We start from the raw sequence: 15,160 nt of genomic DNA, 5'->3' as shown, positions 1-15,160 counted from the left end.
TGTTTTATCCTGACTCTATGAAAAGAATCTTTGCTGTCGGTGTTTCTGTATTTCTGGGATTGGCTTCGGATCTGGCCTCGGCCAAAGTGGCGGCAAGTCCTGCAACCTGGCTTCTTTCTTCTGATTTTTCAGTGTCGCGCAAACCGGCAAAGTCGGTGGATACCACGTTGGTGAATATCTCATTCAAAGACGACCTGATTGCTCTTTCTGAGTTTCGTCAGACCTATCAACATCTGTCAGACAAGGCTTTCCAGGAAAAATTGGAAGGATCGTTGGACCGGGACCTGATGTTCTTCCGGTCTTTTGTGAATACCTATTACCAGGATTTGGCTCAGAATGTATCTTCTTCCAACCTGGTGCTTTGTTTGGGGGATGCTCATCCTGAAAATTTCGGTTTTATGAGTATCTCGGGTCAAACCGTTTATGTTTTCAATGACCTGGATGACAGCGGGGTCTGTCCTATTGAGTTCGATATACTTCGTTACTTTGCCTCTGTGGAGCTGGCGTTTCAGGATCGGGGGTTGCTGGAAAAAGCGGCCCTGGAATACAGTCAGGTTCTTTCCGGCAAAAAATTGGCAAGACATCTGGATTCGTCGTTGGTTCCAAATCTGAAAAAGCGGCGTGAAAAAATCCTGCGCAGATACACTCATGCAGGTGCTTTTAAAGAGTCTGAAGACTATGTGCTGATGTCAGAGTCCGATAAAAAAACATGGCTGACTGATCTTAAAGAGCTGCCTGTTTTTGCGAGGGTTCAATTATTAGATATCGTAAAAATTCATCGCACAACCGGAGGCAGCGGGGGCTTGCAAAGATACTGGCTGCTATCACAAAAAGACAACGTGCAGGAAATTCTTGAACTGAAGGAGTTTCACAAGGCCGGAACCTCTTATGGGACTTGGGAGCAGCCGAGATGGGATGCGACCGAGCGTCTGAGCAAAATTAAGAAGTATATCTGGGGGCAGAGTCCGGAGTTTTACGATATCGCGTCAATGGGAAATACTATCTTCCTGGTGCGGAGTCGAACGAAGGACTCTTTGGATCTTGGTGAGTTGTCCAAAAAGGAACGGGAGTCGGTGATGCTTGTGCAAGCTGGAATCCTGGCTGTGCACCACAAGCAGTTTGCCAGAGAGGGCATTGCTGAAGTCGAAAAATGGATTCTTGCCAATGTCCCGAGGGTGGTTGAGCGCTATCGAAAATCCCTGCAGCAGTTGAAACCATGATTCAACCAAGAGTAAAAAATCTTTTGAAGCGGATAATTTTAAGCGCCATCACCGGTGTGATGGCGGGGGCTGCGGCGGCAGTGTTTCTTTTTGCCCTGGATCGTGCCACTCGCTGGAGAGAGCTTCATCCGCAGATCATGTGGTTTTTGCCTCTGGCGGGACTATTGTTGGGTGTTTTTTATCACTTGTATGGACGAAGTGTTGAAAAGGGAACTGGGCTGATACTGGAGCAGATTCATGACCCGCAGAACATCATTCCTTTAAGAATGGCACCGATGATTCTTCTGGGAACGGTTTTGACTCATTTGTTTGGTGGGTCGGCGGGCCGCGAGGGGACAGCTGTGCAAATGGGCTCGTCGCTGGCGGACCAGTTGTCGCGTTTTTTTTCGATCAGTAAAGAGGAACGAAAAGTCCTGCTGATTGCCGGAGCTGGGGCGGGTTTCAGTGCGGCGATTGGGGCCCCATGGGCAGGAGCTTTGTTTGGTTTGGAAGTGATCCAAGTGGGACGCTTGCGTCTGTTTGCTTTGGGTGAGTGTTTGATGGCCGCGTTTGTGGCGCACTTCTTCTGTCGCTGGTTGGGGGCGCCTCATTCCATTTTTCCTCCGGTAACGGATTTGAATTACAGTGCGATGTCTTTTGTGTGGGTGTTGGTGGCGGGATTGTGTTTTGGAATCGCAGCCAATGTCTTCATGCGATTTACTCACGCGGTGGAGTCCTTGCAAAAACGCTTTGTGAAAAGTCCGATGTGGCGTCCTTTTTTCGGCGGCGTTCTTCTGGTTTTGTTGTACTGGTGGCAGGGGAGTGATCGTTATGCGGGCCTGGGAATTCCGGTCATTCAGGAAGCTTTTCAGCAATCACTGTCCTGGTGGGATCCGGTTTTAAAGGCGCTGCTGACGGGCGTGACAATTGGATCTGGATTTAAGGGCGGGGAGTTCATCCCCCTGGTGTTTATCGGGACCAGTCTGGGAAGTGCATTGGCGGGTGCTTTGCCCCTGGGGCTTCCACTGCTGGCGGCGTTGGGGTTTGCGGCGGTGTTTGGTGCTGCCGCCAATACCCCCATTGCCTGCGCGATCATGGCCTGTGAACTTTTCGGCTGGCAGATTGCACCCTATGCTCTTCTGGCCTGCTGGGTCGCCTACTTTATGACGGGGCATCTGGGGATCTATAAAAATCAAAAGATTGTTCGTTCAAAGAAAGACCAACTTCTGAATGTGTTTCGAAGATAAAAAAACGCCCGGGGATCAAGGGCCCCAGGCGTTTCCGAAATATATACGCTGGAAGTTTGGTGTCCTGAATATTGTGAAAAAGTTACCTTTTTCGATCGTCGTGTTAGATGCCGACGCGATGAAATGGTATTTTGTTTCGCATGCGGATTTTACCTTTTTTGATGTCTCTGTTCTTTTCCTGTGTGGTGGTGGCTGTTGATTTGATGGATCCAAAGAATGATCCTGATGTGCAGTCCCATATCAAGCGGGGCTACTTTGAGCTTAAGGACGGTGATGGGCAGCCGACTTCGCAAATCACAGAGGATGTGGTGCTCAGGATGCGTGATGATTTTCTGGTCTATGCAGAACCTCGCCTGAGTGGTCAGGCTCGCGACCTGACAGTGTCTGTTGCCTGGGATAATCCGTATTACACAGCTCATGCCCGCTACACAGACAAAGAGCTTTATATCGGGTTGTGGGGCGGTTTTTTGCGGGCCCCCGGAATGAACACGTCGATTCTGTCTTTCACCATGTGCCATGAGCTGGGACACCTGATCGGTGGCGAACCTCGACAGACCAATGATAGTGGCGAGAATATCACAGCCGAAGGGCCATCGGATTTTTTTGCGGCTTTCAAATGTGTGGCCGACTTTCTGGAGCGACACCCACAGTACCGTCCACAGACATCACCCCAGGTTCGTCAGCTCTGCCAACAGTCCAAGGCTTGCGAATTGAGTCTTGAGGCGGGTCTTCAGACTTTTCAGTTTTTACAGAAGTGGGGTTTCGCACCTTATGAGCCGGTCTCATTGACGAAGAAGGCGCCCGCCGTGGAGGAGTTTACGCCCAACGCGTACCCCAGCTATCAGTGCCGTGTGGATACGGTTGTTGCGGGGGCTATTTGTCTTCGTGATCAGAGAACTACCTGCAGCCCCCCGCCATGCTGGTGGCCTCAGGGGCGTCCTTACCCACAAAATTAGATGGGACGGCGGCGTGATTTCGACGCCAGAATTTTCTTCATCAGACCGTCATCATCCTCGTCAAAGACATCACCAATGATTTCTTCAAAGATGTCTTCCATGGTGACAAGCCCGGAGGGTGTGGTCTGGTCATAGATGATGGCCATGTGGGATTTTTGTTCCTGCATTTTTAAAAGAATTCGGAACAAAGGCTCAAAGGATTTAAAGCGCAGAATCGGCCGGATCAGGTTCTGCCATTCCGATTCGCCATAGCGACGGGCAGTCAGAAACTCTTTGGTGTTGATCAGACCGACAATTTCGCCGTCGGAATCCAGAACGGGCAGACGCGTATGCCGGGAATTCATGATGATCGTTTCAACGTCCTCCAGAGAATCTGATTTGCGCACGAAGATGACATCTTTCCACGGCAGCATGATTTCCCGGGCCATTTTCTTATCGGCACTGACCAGGTTCACCACGTATTGCTTGGTCTGCTGAGGAAGATCTTCAAACTCAATGTGCGCTTCTTTTTGGCCTGGATGAATCTGACCGAAGGTGAATAACTTCAAGACAACATTGGTGGACCATTCCAGCACCGTGACGGCCGGGGCCAGAAGTTTTTCACCAAGATACAATCCCTGGGACGTCCACAGTGCAATGGATAAAGGATTGCGCAACGCCAGTGTTTTCGGGACAAGCTCGCCCACAACCACACTTAAATAAGAGATCGGCAGAACTACCATAGCAATAGCAATGGCTTCGGCAGTTTGTTCAGAGAACCTGAAGGCTTCCATCAACCAGGGACTTAACGCTTCCTCGGCGCCAGCACCACCGACGGCGGCGGCAATGGCTCCCACCAATGTGATACCAATTTGAATGACCGAAAGGGTTCTTTCCGGATTTTCTTTTAGTCTAAGCAGACGGCGGGCATTTTTGTTCGTTGGTGCCAGTCGTTTTAACTGTTGACGATTGACGGTGACGAAAGCCATTTCCGATCCGGAAAGCAGCATATTCACAAGTAAGCAGGCGGCAACAACAATAAACTCAGTCACAGGAGCCTCCTTGGAACAAGGGGGCAGGAATAAAAAAGGGGTACGTTTTCGGGTAAGGGTCAGGATCCATAGGGCGCTAATCTACCGTATTGCGAGCTTCTTCGCAAAGGGGCAATGCAGCCAATCTTGTGGGGTTGTGCGCGCTGTGTCGCAAGGGTTGGGGACATTATATTTGCCTTTTATGTCTTGGTTAAGGCATGAAAGGGCCGATATCAACCGTATAAGTGACCGATAAGGGGTCGCGTTTCTACCGGACGCCGTAAATGTCCGACTATGGAGGCTTATTATGAAAAAGTTTACCTTGCTAACATCTCTGCTTCTTTTGTTGGCTTCTTCTGCTTTCGCGGATTGGGCCCAGGATTTCGAAGAACTCAAAAACATCCCTCGCAGCTATGAAGATTCAGGAGCCATCTGTGAAGAGGTGGCTCGTTTGGATATGCAAAAAGAATTTCCGTCCCCGCAATACAAGGTGGAAGTCGGTATTGCTTACGGAGATGGTTCACGCACCATCGGAGAACTGGATATTGTGATCCTGGATCTGCAGCAGAACAAAGTGATCAAAGTCGCTGAAGTGAAGTGCTGGAAAGACATTCGTGGTGGCTTGCAAAAGGCCATGGATCAAAGAGCACGCTTCATGAAACATAACAATTCCAGCAAACCCTTGTATTTCCGGTCCACCTCAAGTCAGCAGGTGTTTGAACGTGAATTATTCGAGGACGTGGAAGAGTTCTTCTCTATCGCCCAGAAGGGTGCTGCCTCCGCAGGGTTTGATGTGGAGCTGGCTTACACGTTGAAAGAGATGCACCAGCACCGCACGGAGATGTTGCGTTGTCAGAGTCAGGGCATCTGCGCAAAGCCGTAAGGCTTAGTTCGGGGGCTTTCGGACATCCTGCCCAAAAGCCCCTTTTGCATGCGTTCCCAAGTTCCCTTAGATAGAACGCAAAATAAAATTAAATGATCTCATCATAGAGCTGAATGCCTGGCGCTTGTTGATAAAGCCCATGTAAGTGAAGTTTCTCACCAGCGGCAGATCCAGTTCTTCTTCACTGTGACCGGTGTAAATCACCACCGGAATGGGTTTGCGAATCTTGTGAACCTTTCTTTCTGTCAGAAGGCGATCCATCAACAGGAGAGTGTCACGGCCACCCATTTGTGGCATTTGCCAGTCCAGAATCACCAAATCGAAATGTCTATTCGCAAGAAGTGGGATGGAATCTTGACCGTCGAATGCCATCGTGACATCGCATTTGTAGTGATCCAGGATGTGAGACATAAGCTTCACGGAATCCAAGCTATCATCGATCACTAGAACGCGGGGTGTGCGTTGTTTTTCGAGATTTGTTTCTAGCACCATGAGTATTCTCCCTGTTATCGGGGAGCTCACAAAAAGCGCATCTGTCACAGAGTGGGACGATTTTGCGGTAGCTCCTACTTCGATTATTTGAACCGAAGTAGATCTGAGAATCTTCTAAAAGAGCTACCATGAAGGGATTTTAATGGAAGGTCTGCAAAAATGCAGGAAGAACTCGCGTACAGATTACGCAAGTTCTTTTCTGGTTTGTTCAGTGACAAGAACTTCGCGCACCACGACCACTTTGATAGATCCTGGGTAATTGCATTCCTCTTCAATGCGTGCGGCAATCTTACGGGAAAGATCCATGGCCTGAGTGTCGTCCACTTTCTTGCCATTCACCATAACGCGACACTCGCGGCCACCACTCAGCACGAAGCAATCTGTGACACCCGGGAAGCTGCGAGCAATATCCTGAAGCTCGGAGACCTTCTGGTTGTAAGATTCAATCGTGGAACGACGTGCCCCAGGACGCGCCCCTGACACCGCATCGGCTGCGATCACCAGGAAGGCGTGGTCTGTGGACGGCTGCTCATCAAAGTGATGGGCCTTCACTGCGTGAACTACATCCGGAGCTTCCCCGCGAGCAGCAATGAAGTCCGCGCCAATCACGGCGTGTCCACCTTCCACTGTGTGGTCCATGGATTTACCGATATCGTGCAGCATCCCCACGCGACGGGCTTTTTTAATATCCACACCCAGCTCCGCAGCCATCAGGCCTGCCAGCCAACCCACCTCACCGCAGTGGAAGTACTGGTTCTGCGTGAAGGAGTAGCGATAGCGCAAAGACCCCATCATCTGACGGATTTCGGCATTAAGACCTTCAAGCTTCAGCTCTTTTGCTAAAGCATCGCCATCGTGTTTGATGTTTTTGAAAAGTTCTTTCTTCTGGTTTTCAGCAATCTTCTTGATGAAATCCGGAGTGATGTTTTTCTTTTCCTTAAAGATGCGCTCCAGGGTACGGCGAGTCAGTTCGCGGCGAACAGGGTCAAAGCCGGCAACACCGACCATATCCATGCCTTCTTCCACGATAATATCGCAACCACAGGCTTCCTGAACGGCTTTGATATTGTTGCCAGCCGGATCGCAGAAGAGTTTGCGGATGTGGGCGTCGGGGAAGTTCACTGCACCGATGCCGCGCTCAGCGCAGTAAGGGCGGGCAAAACGATCAATCACCAGACTCAAGATGCGCTTGGCTTCCTGTTCGGCGTGCTCCTTGGCATCAGCTTCTGTTTCCTGGGCGATGCGGGCGGCGCGACGGCGAGTTTCCTCTTCCATCTGGTTTTTCAACTGAGTTTTGAAATCTTCTGCAGAGGTCCCCAGACGCTCGGTCAGTTTTGTGACGAGCTCCTGATTCAGTGTCTTTTGGGTTTCCTTCAGCTTGTTCAGTTCCGCTTCCAGACCCCGCAAAGCCTGCTCTTGAGTTTTTACATCGGCTTCGCGATCTTGCAGTTTCTTTTTCTCTTCCTGAACGATGGCGTCGGCTTTGGCCTTCCTTTCGTTGGCCACTTCCTGCAAGTCCTCGATGCGCCCTTCGGCCTTTAGCATCTCGGGTTCCACTTTGGTCCAAAGTTCCATTTCAATTTCCTGGATGCGTTCTTTTTCCTCCAGGTTGCGAAGCTCAACGGCTTGCTGAGCTTCATCGATAATGTCTTGGGCTTCTTCACGGGCCAGGCGCAGGGTGCGCGCTCTTAGAAACTTGTGCAAGGCCCAGCCCAAACCACCACCGGCGACAATTCCAATTATGGCTGTAGCAATCATTGCAATCATAAGGGTACTCCTAATCCCGATATTCTAACTCTCTCAAGCCACGCAAAGCAAATTTTCCGTCCCCCCAGTGGCTCTTTACTTCTGGCGTTATGGGGGGTAGGCTCACTTTCAGTGACGTTTAAGGAGGCAGAAATGGGTCATATGGCGTGTCAAACAAAGTGGACGGGGGAGATGGGCTTTGAATCGCAGATTCGCGCTCATAAGGTGACGATGGACGCAAAAGCCGATTTTGGTGGTAAGGACCAAGGACCAAGTCCTAAAGAGCTGGTTTTGGCCGGAATCTGTGGCTGCACTGGTATGGATGTGGTTTCCATCCTGAAAAAAATGAGACTCAATCTTCAGTCCTGCGATGTGAACGCAGAAACAGACACCACGGCAGGGCATCCGTCTATTTTCACCACCGTCGAGCTGCAGTTCCGCATTCAGGGGACGGATATCAAGCCGGATCAGGCGATGAAGGCGGTGAATCTTTCCATGACAAAGTACTGCGGGGTCAGTGCCATGATCGTCAAAGCGTCTCCGATTCACTATCAGGTCTTTTTAAATGATCAGAAAATCGGCGAGGGTCAGTCGCAGTTTGAGAGTCCTCAGTAATGATCACCCCGCAAATTCCTTTTGCAGAAATGGACTTCACCTATGCCCGTTCCCGCGGGCCTGGGGGGCAGAATGTGAATCGCACCAATTCGGCGGCGATTCTGCGGTGGAATTTGTTCGCGTCTCAGGTTCTTTCTGAAGAACTAAAAATACGCCTGCTGGAGAAGTTGGCGGGCCAGTTGACCGAAGACGGGGATTTGGTGATTCGCAGTGATGTTCATCGCGATCAGGATCAGAATCGTTCCGAATGTATCGCGCGTTTGCACGCCATTTTGCGCAAGGCCCTTTTTGTGCCGAAAAAACGTGTGGCCACAAGGCCCAGCAGAAGCTCGGTGCGCAAGCGCCTTGACAGCAAACGCAAGCACTCAGAAACAAAAACTCTCAGACAAAAAATTAAAGATTAAATAACGGGTTCAGCAAGGTGGGCTTTCGGCTCCTGGTCGCCGCCTTCAATCGCCTCAATTCTCCGGGACAGGAAAATAGCCACAAACGTGAAGGCAATGGCGATATATCCCACCACGGAATAGTGCTCAAGTCGGCCATCGGTGCCTGTTGTGACAATCAGTCCGGCAATATAGCTGGACACAGCCGAAGACAGCTGCTGCACGCAGCTGACAATGCTCATAAAGCTTCCACGATTCTGAGGGCGTGCCGTTCCTGAAACCAGGGCGGTGGCCGGGATCATGCGTCCTCCGGAAACAACAAAGAAGAAAGCGCAGATGGCTAGAACCACCCACAGCGGGGATTTCCCCAGATTGGTAATCACGGCATAGGGGATGAGAGTCACCAGAGCCCCCCATAGAAACACACGGTGTTTGCCGAAACGATCTGCCAGGCGGCCAATAAACGGAGAGGAAAAGATCGTGAAGGCGCCGCCGATCATATACATCAGCGGCAGTTGAGCCTCGGTCAGACCGGCATTGGCCACCAGAGAAGGCGACAGGAAAGGAATGATGGCAAAGTGGCCGAACATCACCGAGGACATGAAGTACAGAGCGCGGCGCTGATTTTTATTTTTACCAATTCGAGTCAGAGTATTCCACAAAGGTTCTTTGTTTTGCGGTCCTTGCAGATGCATTCGCATGGACGGTATTTTAAGCCAGATGATTCCGCAAAGAATCAACGATGTTCCGCCCAGAAATAGAAACGGAGCATGCCAGTTGTATTTGTTGGCCAGGAACAGACTGAAGGGAACTCCCAGAATGGAGGCCATCGAGAAGGAAGTCATGATGACTCCCATGGCGCTGCCCCGGCGTTCATAGGTGATGGCATCACTGACAATGGAAAGAACCAGGGAGCCCAACACACCACCGAAGACACCGGTCAGACCGCGCGCAAAGAGCAAGAGTTCATAGTTTGGCGACAGCCCGCAGGCGATGGTTCCCAATGCGAAACCGACGAAGAAAAAGAGCAGGCTGGTTTTACGGTCAAATTTATCTAAAAAGAAAGAAGCCGCAAAGCCACTGAGTCCTGCAAAGAAGGTGTATGATGACACGAGGAGTCCGAAGTGGTGCGGATTGATCGCGAACATTCGCATCAACTGCGGCCCCAGAGGCATCATGATCATGAAATCCACGATAGAGCTGAACTGGATGGAGGCCAGGATCGCGAGAAGAACTTTTTCTTGTTTGGAAAACACGGGGGTCCTTTTTGTTGACGTGTTTAAAACTTACCGATAAGCCTTGGATATGGCAACAATTTGGAAGTTTACGAAGTTTGTTCTGGTTCTGTTGATTGTAGGTGTTCTTTTGTGGGTGATTTTGGCTAATTACAGTGTCATTTTCTCCAAGACTGTAGTGGGGCAAATCACAAGTGTTGAGCGTGTGGAGATCCCGGTGGCTCTGCTGACACGTGCAGAGGGGAATATCACATCTCAGGTGTTTTCTTTTGCCATCGGCATTAAGGACACCAAAACAGGTGAAATCTACACGTCATCTTCAGAAGACCGTCAGTGGGCTGTGGCTCAGCCAGGACAGTGTGCGGAAGCCGTTTTCCTTCCCTATCCACCATGGCAATTTACGAAAAAGGACACTTTCTTCGGAGCCCGTTTGGTGCGCCTGTATGAGTGTGCCCAGTAAAGGAAGTGGGCTCGTCTGATGCCTGAAATATTGCTGCTGATTACATCTGTTGCCGCCGGGTTTCTGGGAGCTCTTCTGGGGCTTGGTGGTGGGATTATCATCGTTCCGGTTTTGACTTTGGTTTATCACATCGACATTCGGTACGCGATTGCAGCAAGTTTGATTTCCATTGTGGCGACGTCCTCAGGGGCGGCGGCCAGTTATCTCAAGGACTCTTTAACCAATCTTCGTCTGGCTGTTTTTCTGGAAGTGGGCACTGTCAGTGGCGCCATCGTTGGTTTTTTGATCTCTTCATATATCAAAGCACAGTTTTTATTCCTGCTGTTCGGGGTCTTTTTGTTTTTTTCTGCAGTGATGATGTTGCGTCGGCGCGGAGAGCATATTTCCACAGTCAACCATCCTTGGGCTGAGAAGTTGAAGCTGGACGGAGAGTATCCAGAGCAGGATGGCCGCATGCTTCCCTACAAGGTCCAGAATGTCCCTTTGGGTCTTTTTGCCATGTTTGGCGCGGGGGTGATGTCAGCCCTTTTGGGGATTGGCAGTGGGATCTTCAAGGTGCTGGCGATGGATGGGGCGATGAGACTGCCTATCAAGGTGTCTTCTGCAACCTCCAACTTCATGATTGGTGTGACGGCTTCTGCCAGTGCGGGGGCGTATCTGTTGCGTGGTGATGTTCGTCCTGAGATTGCAGCCCCCGTGGCTGTGGGTATTATCATAGGCTCTTTTGTGGGGGCGAAGGCCATGGTGAAAATCCCGGCCGTTCGTATTCGCCAGATTTTTGTGGTGGTGTTAAGTATTGTTTCCATCCAAATGATCATCAAGGGGTTGAAATGAGCCAGGAGTCTCCAAAAAAGGATTCTCTTCACGAGCTGGAGTTGATCATCAGTCAGATCTTAAGAGGCGGTGTTCTTTTTTCCGGTCTCTTCCTGTTGCTGGGTTGGGTGTGGATGTGGTTTCGCGACGGGGATAACCTGCGAACCTTCACAACATATGAGCCTCGTCCCTTGGTCGAAAGTATTCATTGGGCCCTGGTGACGAATGATCGAGCCCTGGTGATCTCTTTGTTTGGCTTGGTGGCGTTGGTCTGTTTGCCATTGGTTCGGGTTCTGATGACTGGTATTTTGTTTGTTAAACAAAAAGATCGAGGACTTGCCATCATGGCATTTGCCGTTTTCTTGGCCCTGGTGGGAAGTTTCCTGTTGGGGATTGAAATTTAGGCTGACGCTCTTACATCAGATTCCGGGCGATATACCATGGAATAAGAATATAGATCGTCACATCGCGGATTAAATAGTACGCAAAGAAGATCGCAAAGAACTTCCATCCATAACGGCGAATCACACCTTTTAGTCCGCTTTCGCGGAAGATCTGTTTGGCCTCACGCAAGACTTGCGGTGTCCAACGGTCCAGGAATTTAATTTTTGTCGGCGTTGGCTTCATGAATGAAAAAACCCCTCACACTTATATCCTCTCCTTTGAAGGCCAGTGTCAAGGGGTCGAGGAAAAGGCAGGAGTCCGTGAGGAAGAGGGGATGAGAACAGGAGAGTTCGGAACTGTTCACGGACATCCTGTTTGTCTTTAGTAGACTCCTTCTTTCGCGTTTTGTCAAAAAGGTCGAGGTGTCAGGTAAAAGTGCTGGTCCATCTCTGGGCTGCGGTCCTAAGATTTAAATATGAATACTAAAAATCTCAAATTCACTCTGTTTGTCCATCTTTATGGTCTGATGAAAATTCCACTGGTGTTGTTTGTGAGTCCTCGCGTGGTTGAGGCTGGCGACAAAAGATTTGTGCTGAAAATTCCTCTAGGGTATCGCACGAAGAATCACCTGAACTCCATGTATTTTGGTGCTCTGGGGATCGGGGCGGAACTTTCGATCGCGGCGGCGGCGGTGGCGGCCATCGCTGAAAGTAAAATGAAGATTGATTTTGTCTTTAAAGATTTTACTGCTCAGTACTTAAAGCGTGCGGCTGGGGATGTTCACTTTATTTGTGATGAAGTGGAGGTTGTGAAGTCCTTGATTGAAGAGGCCAAGACCAATCCCGAACGCATCGAAAGAAAAATGAAGGGCTACGCCGTGGTGCCTTCGGTGAATCCAAGTGAGCCCGTCATGACATACGAGCTCACTCTTTCTGTGCGCAATCGATCACTGAAGTCCTAAGGTGGACAGATTCTTCACGCTCTCATCATATTCGTTGATGAGTTTGGCGTAGATTTCGCGAACGCTCAGGATGTCGTCCACCAGGCCCACGGACTGACCGGCTGTCCAGACGGTTTTCCATGTGGGTTTGCTGGCGGCTTCTTCCAGGGATTTCATTCCCATGAGATGAATCAGCGGCACCATGTATTTTTTGGTCATTTTGTTGTCCTTTAGGACTTTCATGGCCCATGGGAGTTCTGTTCCAAGTTTTTGCACATAAGGGGTGTTGATGACGGCCGCAGGTGTCCCGGACACCCGTGTGGTCATGACGATATCTTCTGGTGTGGACTTCACGATGGCCTCTTTATAAGACGCATCCACCTGTGCCTCGCGGCTGGCGATAAAGCGGGTGCCCACGCTGACGCCTGCTGCTCCCAGGGCTAGGCAGGCTGCGATCATAGAACCGTGGGCGATGCCCCCGGCGGCAATAATCGGAATCTGCAGTTCTGTTTTTAACCAGGGTATCAGCACAAGCGGAGATATCGGGCCGGCATGCCCGCCAGCGCCAGCGCCGACGGCAATGACGCCATCAGCGCCCAGATCCTGCACCTTCAGGGCGTGCTCAAGATTGGTGACGTCGCAAAGCACTTTAGCACCATTTTTGTGAGCGTCTTGAATGACCGACTTGGGGCTTCCCAGGGAGGTGATAAAAAGGTCCACACCGTGATCCAGGGCGACCTTGATGTCCTGGGCCTGACGGGTGTTGCTTTTGTTAACGATGACATTCACGCCGATGGGCTTTTTTGTGCGGCTTTTGATGTTTTTCAATGCTTCGGCGTACTGTTCGATGGGGCGATAGTTCAGCGCGGGGAAGGTGCCAATTCCACCGGCCTCGCTGGCTTCCACAACGATGTCTGTATTGCTGACCAAAAACATGGGGGCGGCGATGATGGGGAAGTCAATTCCCATGGAATCCGTGAAACTGGTTTTGATTTTTTTAAGCATAAAAAAGCCTCCTCGCCTTGGATTAAGGATACGAGGAGGCTTCAAGGACGCAAGTCTTTTTTAAGGCTTCAGATATCTGCTGAACAGAGTGAAGACTTCTTTTTTTATTGCTTCTTCGTGTTCTGGAGACTGTGGACCCAAAAGGCCTAGTTGCAGAATGTTGTTAAAGCAGGATACGACGAACAAAGCCATCATCTCACGGTCGCGACCTGGGTAAACCGGCATGTGGGCAAGAACCGCTTTTTGGTAGTGTTCAAAGAACACGCGGCGTGTTTCCCAGTAATCCAGCATTCCCTGAACGCCCTGCAAGGCGGTTCGAAGCGGGCGGTTGTCGTGGAAGCGTGTGAAGCCGATGTCAATGAAAGCATGAATCTTTGCATCCAGATCCGGAGATTGAAGATGAGCCAATTTTTCTTCAATGTACGCCAGATCCTTTTGCAGAAGATCGTCAATCACCGCAGCAACGATCGCTTCTTTGTTGGCAAAGAACTGATAAAGAGAACCGATGCTCACGCCGGCCATTTCAGCAATCTTGTCGGTCGTTATGGCGTGGTAGGGTTCTTGGACCAGAAGTCTTGCGCAGGATTCAACAATGCTTGCCACCGTCTCTTTGGAACGTTTTTGAACGGGGATTTTCAGCATGTACTTCTTGTCTGTATTCGTGTGAGTTTGTGGAGCTGCACCCATAGTTTCCTCCTTTTGAGGTTTGTAAACTTGGCTCGTGTTCATATTCGGTCACCGGGGATTGTAATTCAATACTAGTTCCTTAAGTATCAGAATATGATACCTAAGTCCTCTGGGGAAGTACGTCTTTACGAATTCTTAACATGAAACACAAACTATCGTCTTATTCTGGTTCGAACAGGGTAAATTAGAGATACATTACTTAATGGTAATCAAAAAGCAGTATAAATCAGAGTAAAACATTATGTTTGAGATGATTTTCGGTAGATAAGATCACTTTTTTCTGCGGAGTCACGAATTCTTTGAGAGCAAAACTTTAAAACTCGGTTCAGGATTCAGCCTAATTAATATGCAAATCCAGCATTCTTAGGTAGCAAATGGTTTGTTGTATAAGCCTCCTCCGTCGCGATGCAAAACGGGCTTTGAGGCCCATGACCTCACATTTTAAAAGGCCCTATTAAGCTGCCTAAGTATATGGGATTGCGAACAATTGTATGTTTTCGTGGATATGAGATTTTTGTCGGACTTATGATTGCGGTCATAGATTGCCGTCGCCTTTCTTTGCACAATCAAGGCAAGAATAGGGGATGTTATGGATGAACAGAGAAATTTAGAACATTTTGCCAATCTGGGAACGAAGCTGGGTTTGTGTGTAAAAGACCAAGAAAAGCGCGTGTTGTTCCAGAACGACAACTCCATTCGCACCTGTGGCAACATGATGGGGCAGCAGTGTTCAAAGACCTGTATGACTTTGTATCGCACGATCGAAGAGTGTTCTGCGATTTCTGAAGGGATGAAGTTATTCAAAGCGACGGAAATTGAAGGTCACAAGGTTGACGCTTTGATTGTTAACGACGGTGATAAAATCACAACAATGCTTTATCCTTTGGATGAAAGCGAAGAAAAGTTCCAGAAGCAGGAAGCTTACTTCCGCGAGCGCGGCTTGACCAAGAGTGAAATTAGAATCATGCAGATGGTTTTACAGGGAATGACCAATGCGGCAATTTCTGAAAAGCTTTTCATTTCGAAAGCCACTTTGAAAACCCATTTGAACAATATCTACAAAAAACTTCCAGCATCCATGCGTCCGTCTCAGGTGCGTGGGTGA

Annotated in this window: 18 protein-coding genes and 1 riboswitch; of the genes, 11 read left to right on the top strand and 7 right to left on the bottom strand. The window is 49.7% G+C overall.

The features are described 5' to 3' along the window. Positions 1-17 precede the first annotated feature (17 nt). The 3 genes from ACZ5ZV_RS10590 to ACZ5ZV_RS10580 all read left to right on the top strand — a co-directional run bounded on the left by ACZ5ZV_RS10590 (position 18) and on the right by ACZ5ZV_RS10580 (position 3,402). Positions 18-1,220, top strand: coding sequence for a DUF2252 family protein (locus ACZ5ZV_RS10590; RefSeq protein WP_464116987.1), 1,203 nt, complete (start codon positions 18-20; stop codon positions 1,218-1,220). Continuing rightward, positions 1,217-2,446 (top strand): chloride channel protein, encoded by a 1,230-nt coding sequence (locus ACZ5ZV_RS10585; protein ID WP_464116986.1) that lies wholly within the window; start codon positions 1,217-1,219, stop codon positions 2,444-2,446. The genes ACZ5ZV_RS10590 and ACZ5ZV_RS10585 overlap by 4 nt, the downstream gene beginning before the upstream one ends. Positions 2,447-2,607: 161 nt before the next feature. After that, positions 2,608-3,402, top strand: coding sequence for a hypothetical protein (locus ACZ5ZV_RS10580; protein WP_464116985.1), 795 nt, complete (start codon positions 2,608-2,610; stop codon positions 3,400-3,402). Here ACZ5ZV_RS10580 and ACZ5ZV_RS10575 read toward each other — a convergent pair. Then, on the bottom strand, positions 3,399-4,433 hold the full coding sequence (locus ACZ5ZV_RS10575) for a hemolysin family protein (protein WP_464116984.1): 1,035 nt from the start codon (positions 4,431-4,433) through the stop codon (positions 3,399-3,401). The two genes, ACZ5ZV_RS10580 and ACZ5ZV_RS10575, sit on opposite strands and share 4 nt — an antisense overlap. A 196-nt stretch (positions 4,434-4,629) precedes the next feature. Continuing rightward, positions 4,630-4,727, top strand: a riboswitch (purine riboswitch). Between ACZ5ZV_RS10575 and ACZ5ZV_RS10570 the strand changes: the two genes are divergently transcribed. Further along, positions 4,720-5,295, top strand: a complete 576-nt coding sequence (locus ACZ5ZV_RS10570; protein WP_464116983.1) for a hypothetical protein — start codon at positions 4,720-4,722, stop codon at positions 5,293-5,295. Its footprint overlaps the riboswitch before it by 8 nt. A gap of 66 nt (positions 5,296-5,361) precedes the next feature. Here the strand turns inward: ACZ5ZV_RS10570 and ACZ5ZV_RS10565 are convergent, their stop codons facing one another. Further along, the gene (locus tag ACZ5ZV_RS10565) at positions 5,362-5,787 is read right to left on the bottom strand and encodes a response regulator (protein ID WP_262551933.1); all 426 of its coding nucleotides are present in this window, start codon (positions 5,785-5,787) and stop codon (positions 5,362-5,364) included. 183 nt (positions 5,788-5,970) lie between these two features. After that, positions 5,971-7,554, bottom strand: coding sequence for an Rnase Y domain-containing protein (locus ACZ5ZV_RS10560; RefSeq protein WP_464116982.1), 1,584 nt, complete (start codon positions 7,552-7,554; stop codon positions 5,971-5,973). A 132-nt stretch (positions 7,555-7,686) separates the two neighbouring features. Here ACZ5ZV_RS10560 and ACZ5ZV_RS10555 point away from each other — a divergent pair, with 132 nt between their 5' ends. Together ACZ5ZV_RS10555 and arfB are read left to right on the top strand one after the other, a co-directional pair. Next, positions 7,687-8,148 carry an OsmC family protein gene (locus ACZ5ZV_RS10555; protein ID WP_464116981.1) on the top strand — a complete coding sequence of 154 codons (462 nt, stop codon included), beginning with the start codon at positions 7,687-7,689 and terminating at the stop codon, positions 8,146-8,148. After that, on the top strand, positions 8,148-8,552 hold the full coding sequence (gene arfB / locus ACZ5ZV_RS10550) for an alternative ribosome rescue aminoacyl-tRNA hydrolase ArfB (protein WP_464116980.1): 405 nt from the start codon (positions 8,148-8,150) through the stop codon (positions 8,550-8,552). Before ACZ5ZV_RS10555 ends, arfB begins: the two co-directional genes overlap by 1 nt. On the opposite strand, the gene ACZ5ZV_RS10545 is transcribed toward arfB, so the two are convergent. Next, a complete protein-coding gene (locus ACZ5ZV_RS10545; RefSeq protein ID WP_464116979.1) occupies positions 8,549-9,787 on the bottom strand; it encodes an MFS transporter in 1,239 nt (412 codons plus the stop codon). The genes arfB and ACZ5ZV_RS10545 overlap by 4 nt on opposite strands. A 49-nt stretch (positions 9,788-9,836) precedes the next feature. On the opposite strand from ACZ5ZV_RS10545, the gene ACZ5ZV_RS10540 reads away from it, so the two are divergent. The 3 genes from ACZ5ZV_RS10540 to ACZ5ZV_RS10530 are packed head-to-tail and all read left to right on the top strand — an operon-like array spanning position 9,837 to position 11,443. Further along, positions 9,837-10,226: a hypothetical protein gene (locus tag ACZ5ZV_RS10540; protein ID WP_464116978.1), complete on the top strand. Its 390-nt coding sequence runs from the start codon at positions 9,837-9,839 to the stop codon at positions 10,224-10,226. A gap of 18 nt (positions 10,227-10,244) precedes the next feature. Continuing rightward, the gene (locus ACZ5ZV_RS10535; RefSeq protein WP_464116977.1) at positions 10,245-11,060 is read left to right on the top strand and encodes a sulfite exporter TauE/SafE family protein; all 816 of its coding nucleotides are present in this window, start codon (positions 10,245-10,247) and stop codon (positions 11,058-11,060) included. Further along, entirely contained in the window at positions 11,057-11,443 is a 387-nt protein-coding gene (locus tag ACZ5ZV_RS10530) for a DUF1634 domain-containing protein (RefSeq protein WP_464116976.1), read from the top strand. The genes ACZ5ZV_RS10535 and ACZ5ZV_RS10530 overlap by 4 nt, the downstream gene beginning before the upstream one ends. Positions 11,444-11,453: 10 nt before the next feature. Here the strand turns inward: ACZ5ZV_RS10530 and ACZ5ZV_RS10525 are convergent, their stop codons facing one another. Next, positions 11,454-11,666, bottom strand: a complete 213-nt coding sequence (locus ACZ5ZV_RS10525; protein WP_464116975.1) for a hypothetical protein — start codon at positions 11,664-11,666, stop codon at positions 11,454-11,456. Between the two features lie 232 nt (positions 11,667-11,898). On the opposite strand from ACZ5ZV_RS10525, the gene ACZ5ZV_RS10520 reads away from it, so the two are divergent. After that, complete coding sequence (locus ACZ5ZV_RS10520; RefSeq protein WP_464116974.1) at positions 11,899-12,384, top strand: DUF4442 domain-containing protein; 486 nt, start codon at positions 11,899-11,901, stop codon at positions 12,382-12,384. Here the strand turns inward: ACZ5ZV_RS10520 and ACZ5ZV_RS10515 are convergent. Next, positions 12,370-13,368: an NAD(P)H-dependent flavin oxidoreductase gene (locus tag ACZ5ZV_RS10515; protein WP_464116973.1), complete on the bottom strand. Its 999-nt coding sequence runs from the start codon at positions 13,366-13,368 to the stop codon at positions 12,370-12,372. The genes ACZ5ZV_RS10520 and ACZ5ZV_RS10515 overlap by 15 nt on opposite strands. Positions 13,369-13,428: 60 nt before the next feature. After that, complete coding sequence (locus ACZ5ZV_RS10510; RefSeq protein ID WP_464116972.1) at positions 13,429-14,055, bottom strand: TetR/AcrR family transcriptional regulator; 627 nt, start codon at positions 14,053-14,055, stop codon at positions 13,429-13,431. A 589-nt stretch (positions 14,056-14,644) separates the two neighbouring features. Here ACZ5ZV_RS10510 and ACZ5ZV_RS10505 point away from each other — a divergent pair. Then, a complete protein-coding gene (locus tag ACZ5ZV_RS10505) occupies positions 14,645-15,160 on the top strand; it encodes a helix-turn-helix domain-containing protein (protein WP_464116971.1) in 516 nt (171 codons plus the stop codon).

It is taken from the genome of Bdellovibrio sp. HAGR004, assembly GCF_055397015.1.
The sequence above is the reverse complement of the archived record's forward strand: the minus strand, read 5'-3'. Positions and strand labels throughout refer to the sequence as shown.

Bases quoted from the DNA above. Each gene is read 5' to 3' on its own strand.
- ACZ5ZV_RS10560 (WP_464116982.1), bottom strand. From the start codon at position 7,554: ATGATTGCAATGATTGCTACAGCCATAATTGGAATTGTCGCCGGTGGT.
- ACZ5ZV_RS10525 (WP_464116975.1), bottom strand. From the start codon at position 11,666: ATGAAGCCAACGCCGACAAAAATTAAATTCCTGGACCGTTGGACACCG.
- ACZ5ZV_RS10505 (WP_464116971.1), top strand. From the start codon at position 14,645: ATGGATGAACAGAGAAATTTAGAACATTTTGCCAATCTGGGAACGAAG.
- ACZ5ZV_RS10555 (WP_464116981.1), top strand. From the start codon at position 7,687: ATGGGTCATATGGCGTGTCAAACAAAGTGGACGGGGGAGATGGGCTTT.
- ACZ5ZV_RS10590 (WP_464116987.1), top strand. From the start codon at position 18: ATGAAAAGAATCTTTGCTGTCGGTGTTTCTGTATTTCTGGGATTGGCT.
- ACZ5ZV_RS10510 (WP_464116972.1), bottom strand. From the start codon at position 14,055: ATGGGTGCAGCTCCACAAACTCACACGAATACAGACAAGAAGTACATG.
- ACZ5ZV_RS10570 (WP_464116983.1), top strand. From the start codon at position 4,720: ATGAAAAAGTTTACCTTGCTAACATCTCTGCTTCTTTTGTTGGCTTCT.
- ACZ5ZV_RS10585 (WP_464116986.1), top strand. From the start codon at position 1,217: ATGATTCAACCAAGAGTAAAAAATCTTTTGAAGCGGATAATTTTAAGC.
- ACZ5ZV_RS10515 (WP_464116973.1), bottom strand. From the start codon at position 13,368: ATGCTTAAAAAAATCAAAACCAGTTTCACGGATTCCATGGGAATTGAC.
- ACZ5ZV_RS10535 (WP_464116977.1), top strand. From the start codon at position 10,245: ATGCCTGAAATATTGCTGCTGATTACATCTGTTGCCGCCGGGTTTCTG.
- ACZ5ZV_RS10530 (WP_464116976.1), top strand. From the start codon at position 11,057: ATGAGCCAGGAGTCTCCAAAAAAGGATTCTCTTCACGAGCTGGAGTTG.
- arfB (WP_464116980.1), top strand. From the start codon at position 8,148: ATGATCACCCCGCAAATTCCTTTTGCAGAAATGGACTTCACCTATGCC.
- ACZ5ZV_RS10580 (WP_464116985.1), top strand. From the start codon at position 2,608: ATGTCTCTGTTCTTTTCCTGTGTGGTGGTGGCTGTTGATTTGATGGAT.
- ACZ5ZV_RS10520 (WP_464116974.1), top strand. From the start codon at position 11,899: ATGAATACTAAAAATCTCAAATTCACTCTGTTTGTCCATCTTTATGGT.
- ACZ5ZV_RS10565 (WP_262551933.1), bottom strand. From the start codon at position 5,787: ATGGTGCTAGAAACAAATCTCGAAAAACAACGCACACCCCGCGTTCTA.
- ACZ5ZV_RS10540 (WP_464116978.1), top strand. From the start codon at position 9,837: ATGGCAACAATTTGGAAGTTTACGAAGTTTGTTCTGGTTCTGTTGATT.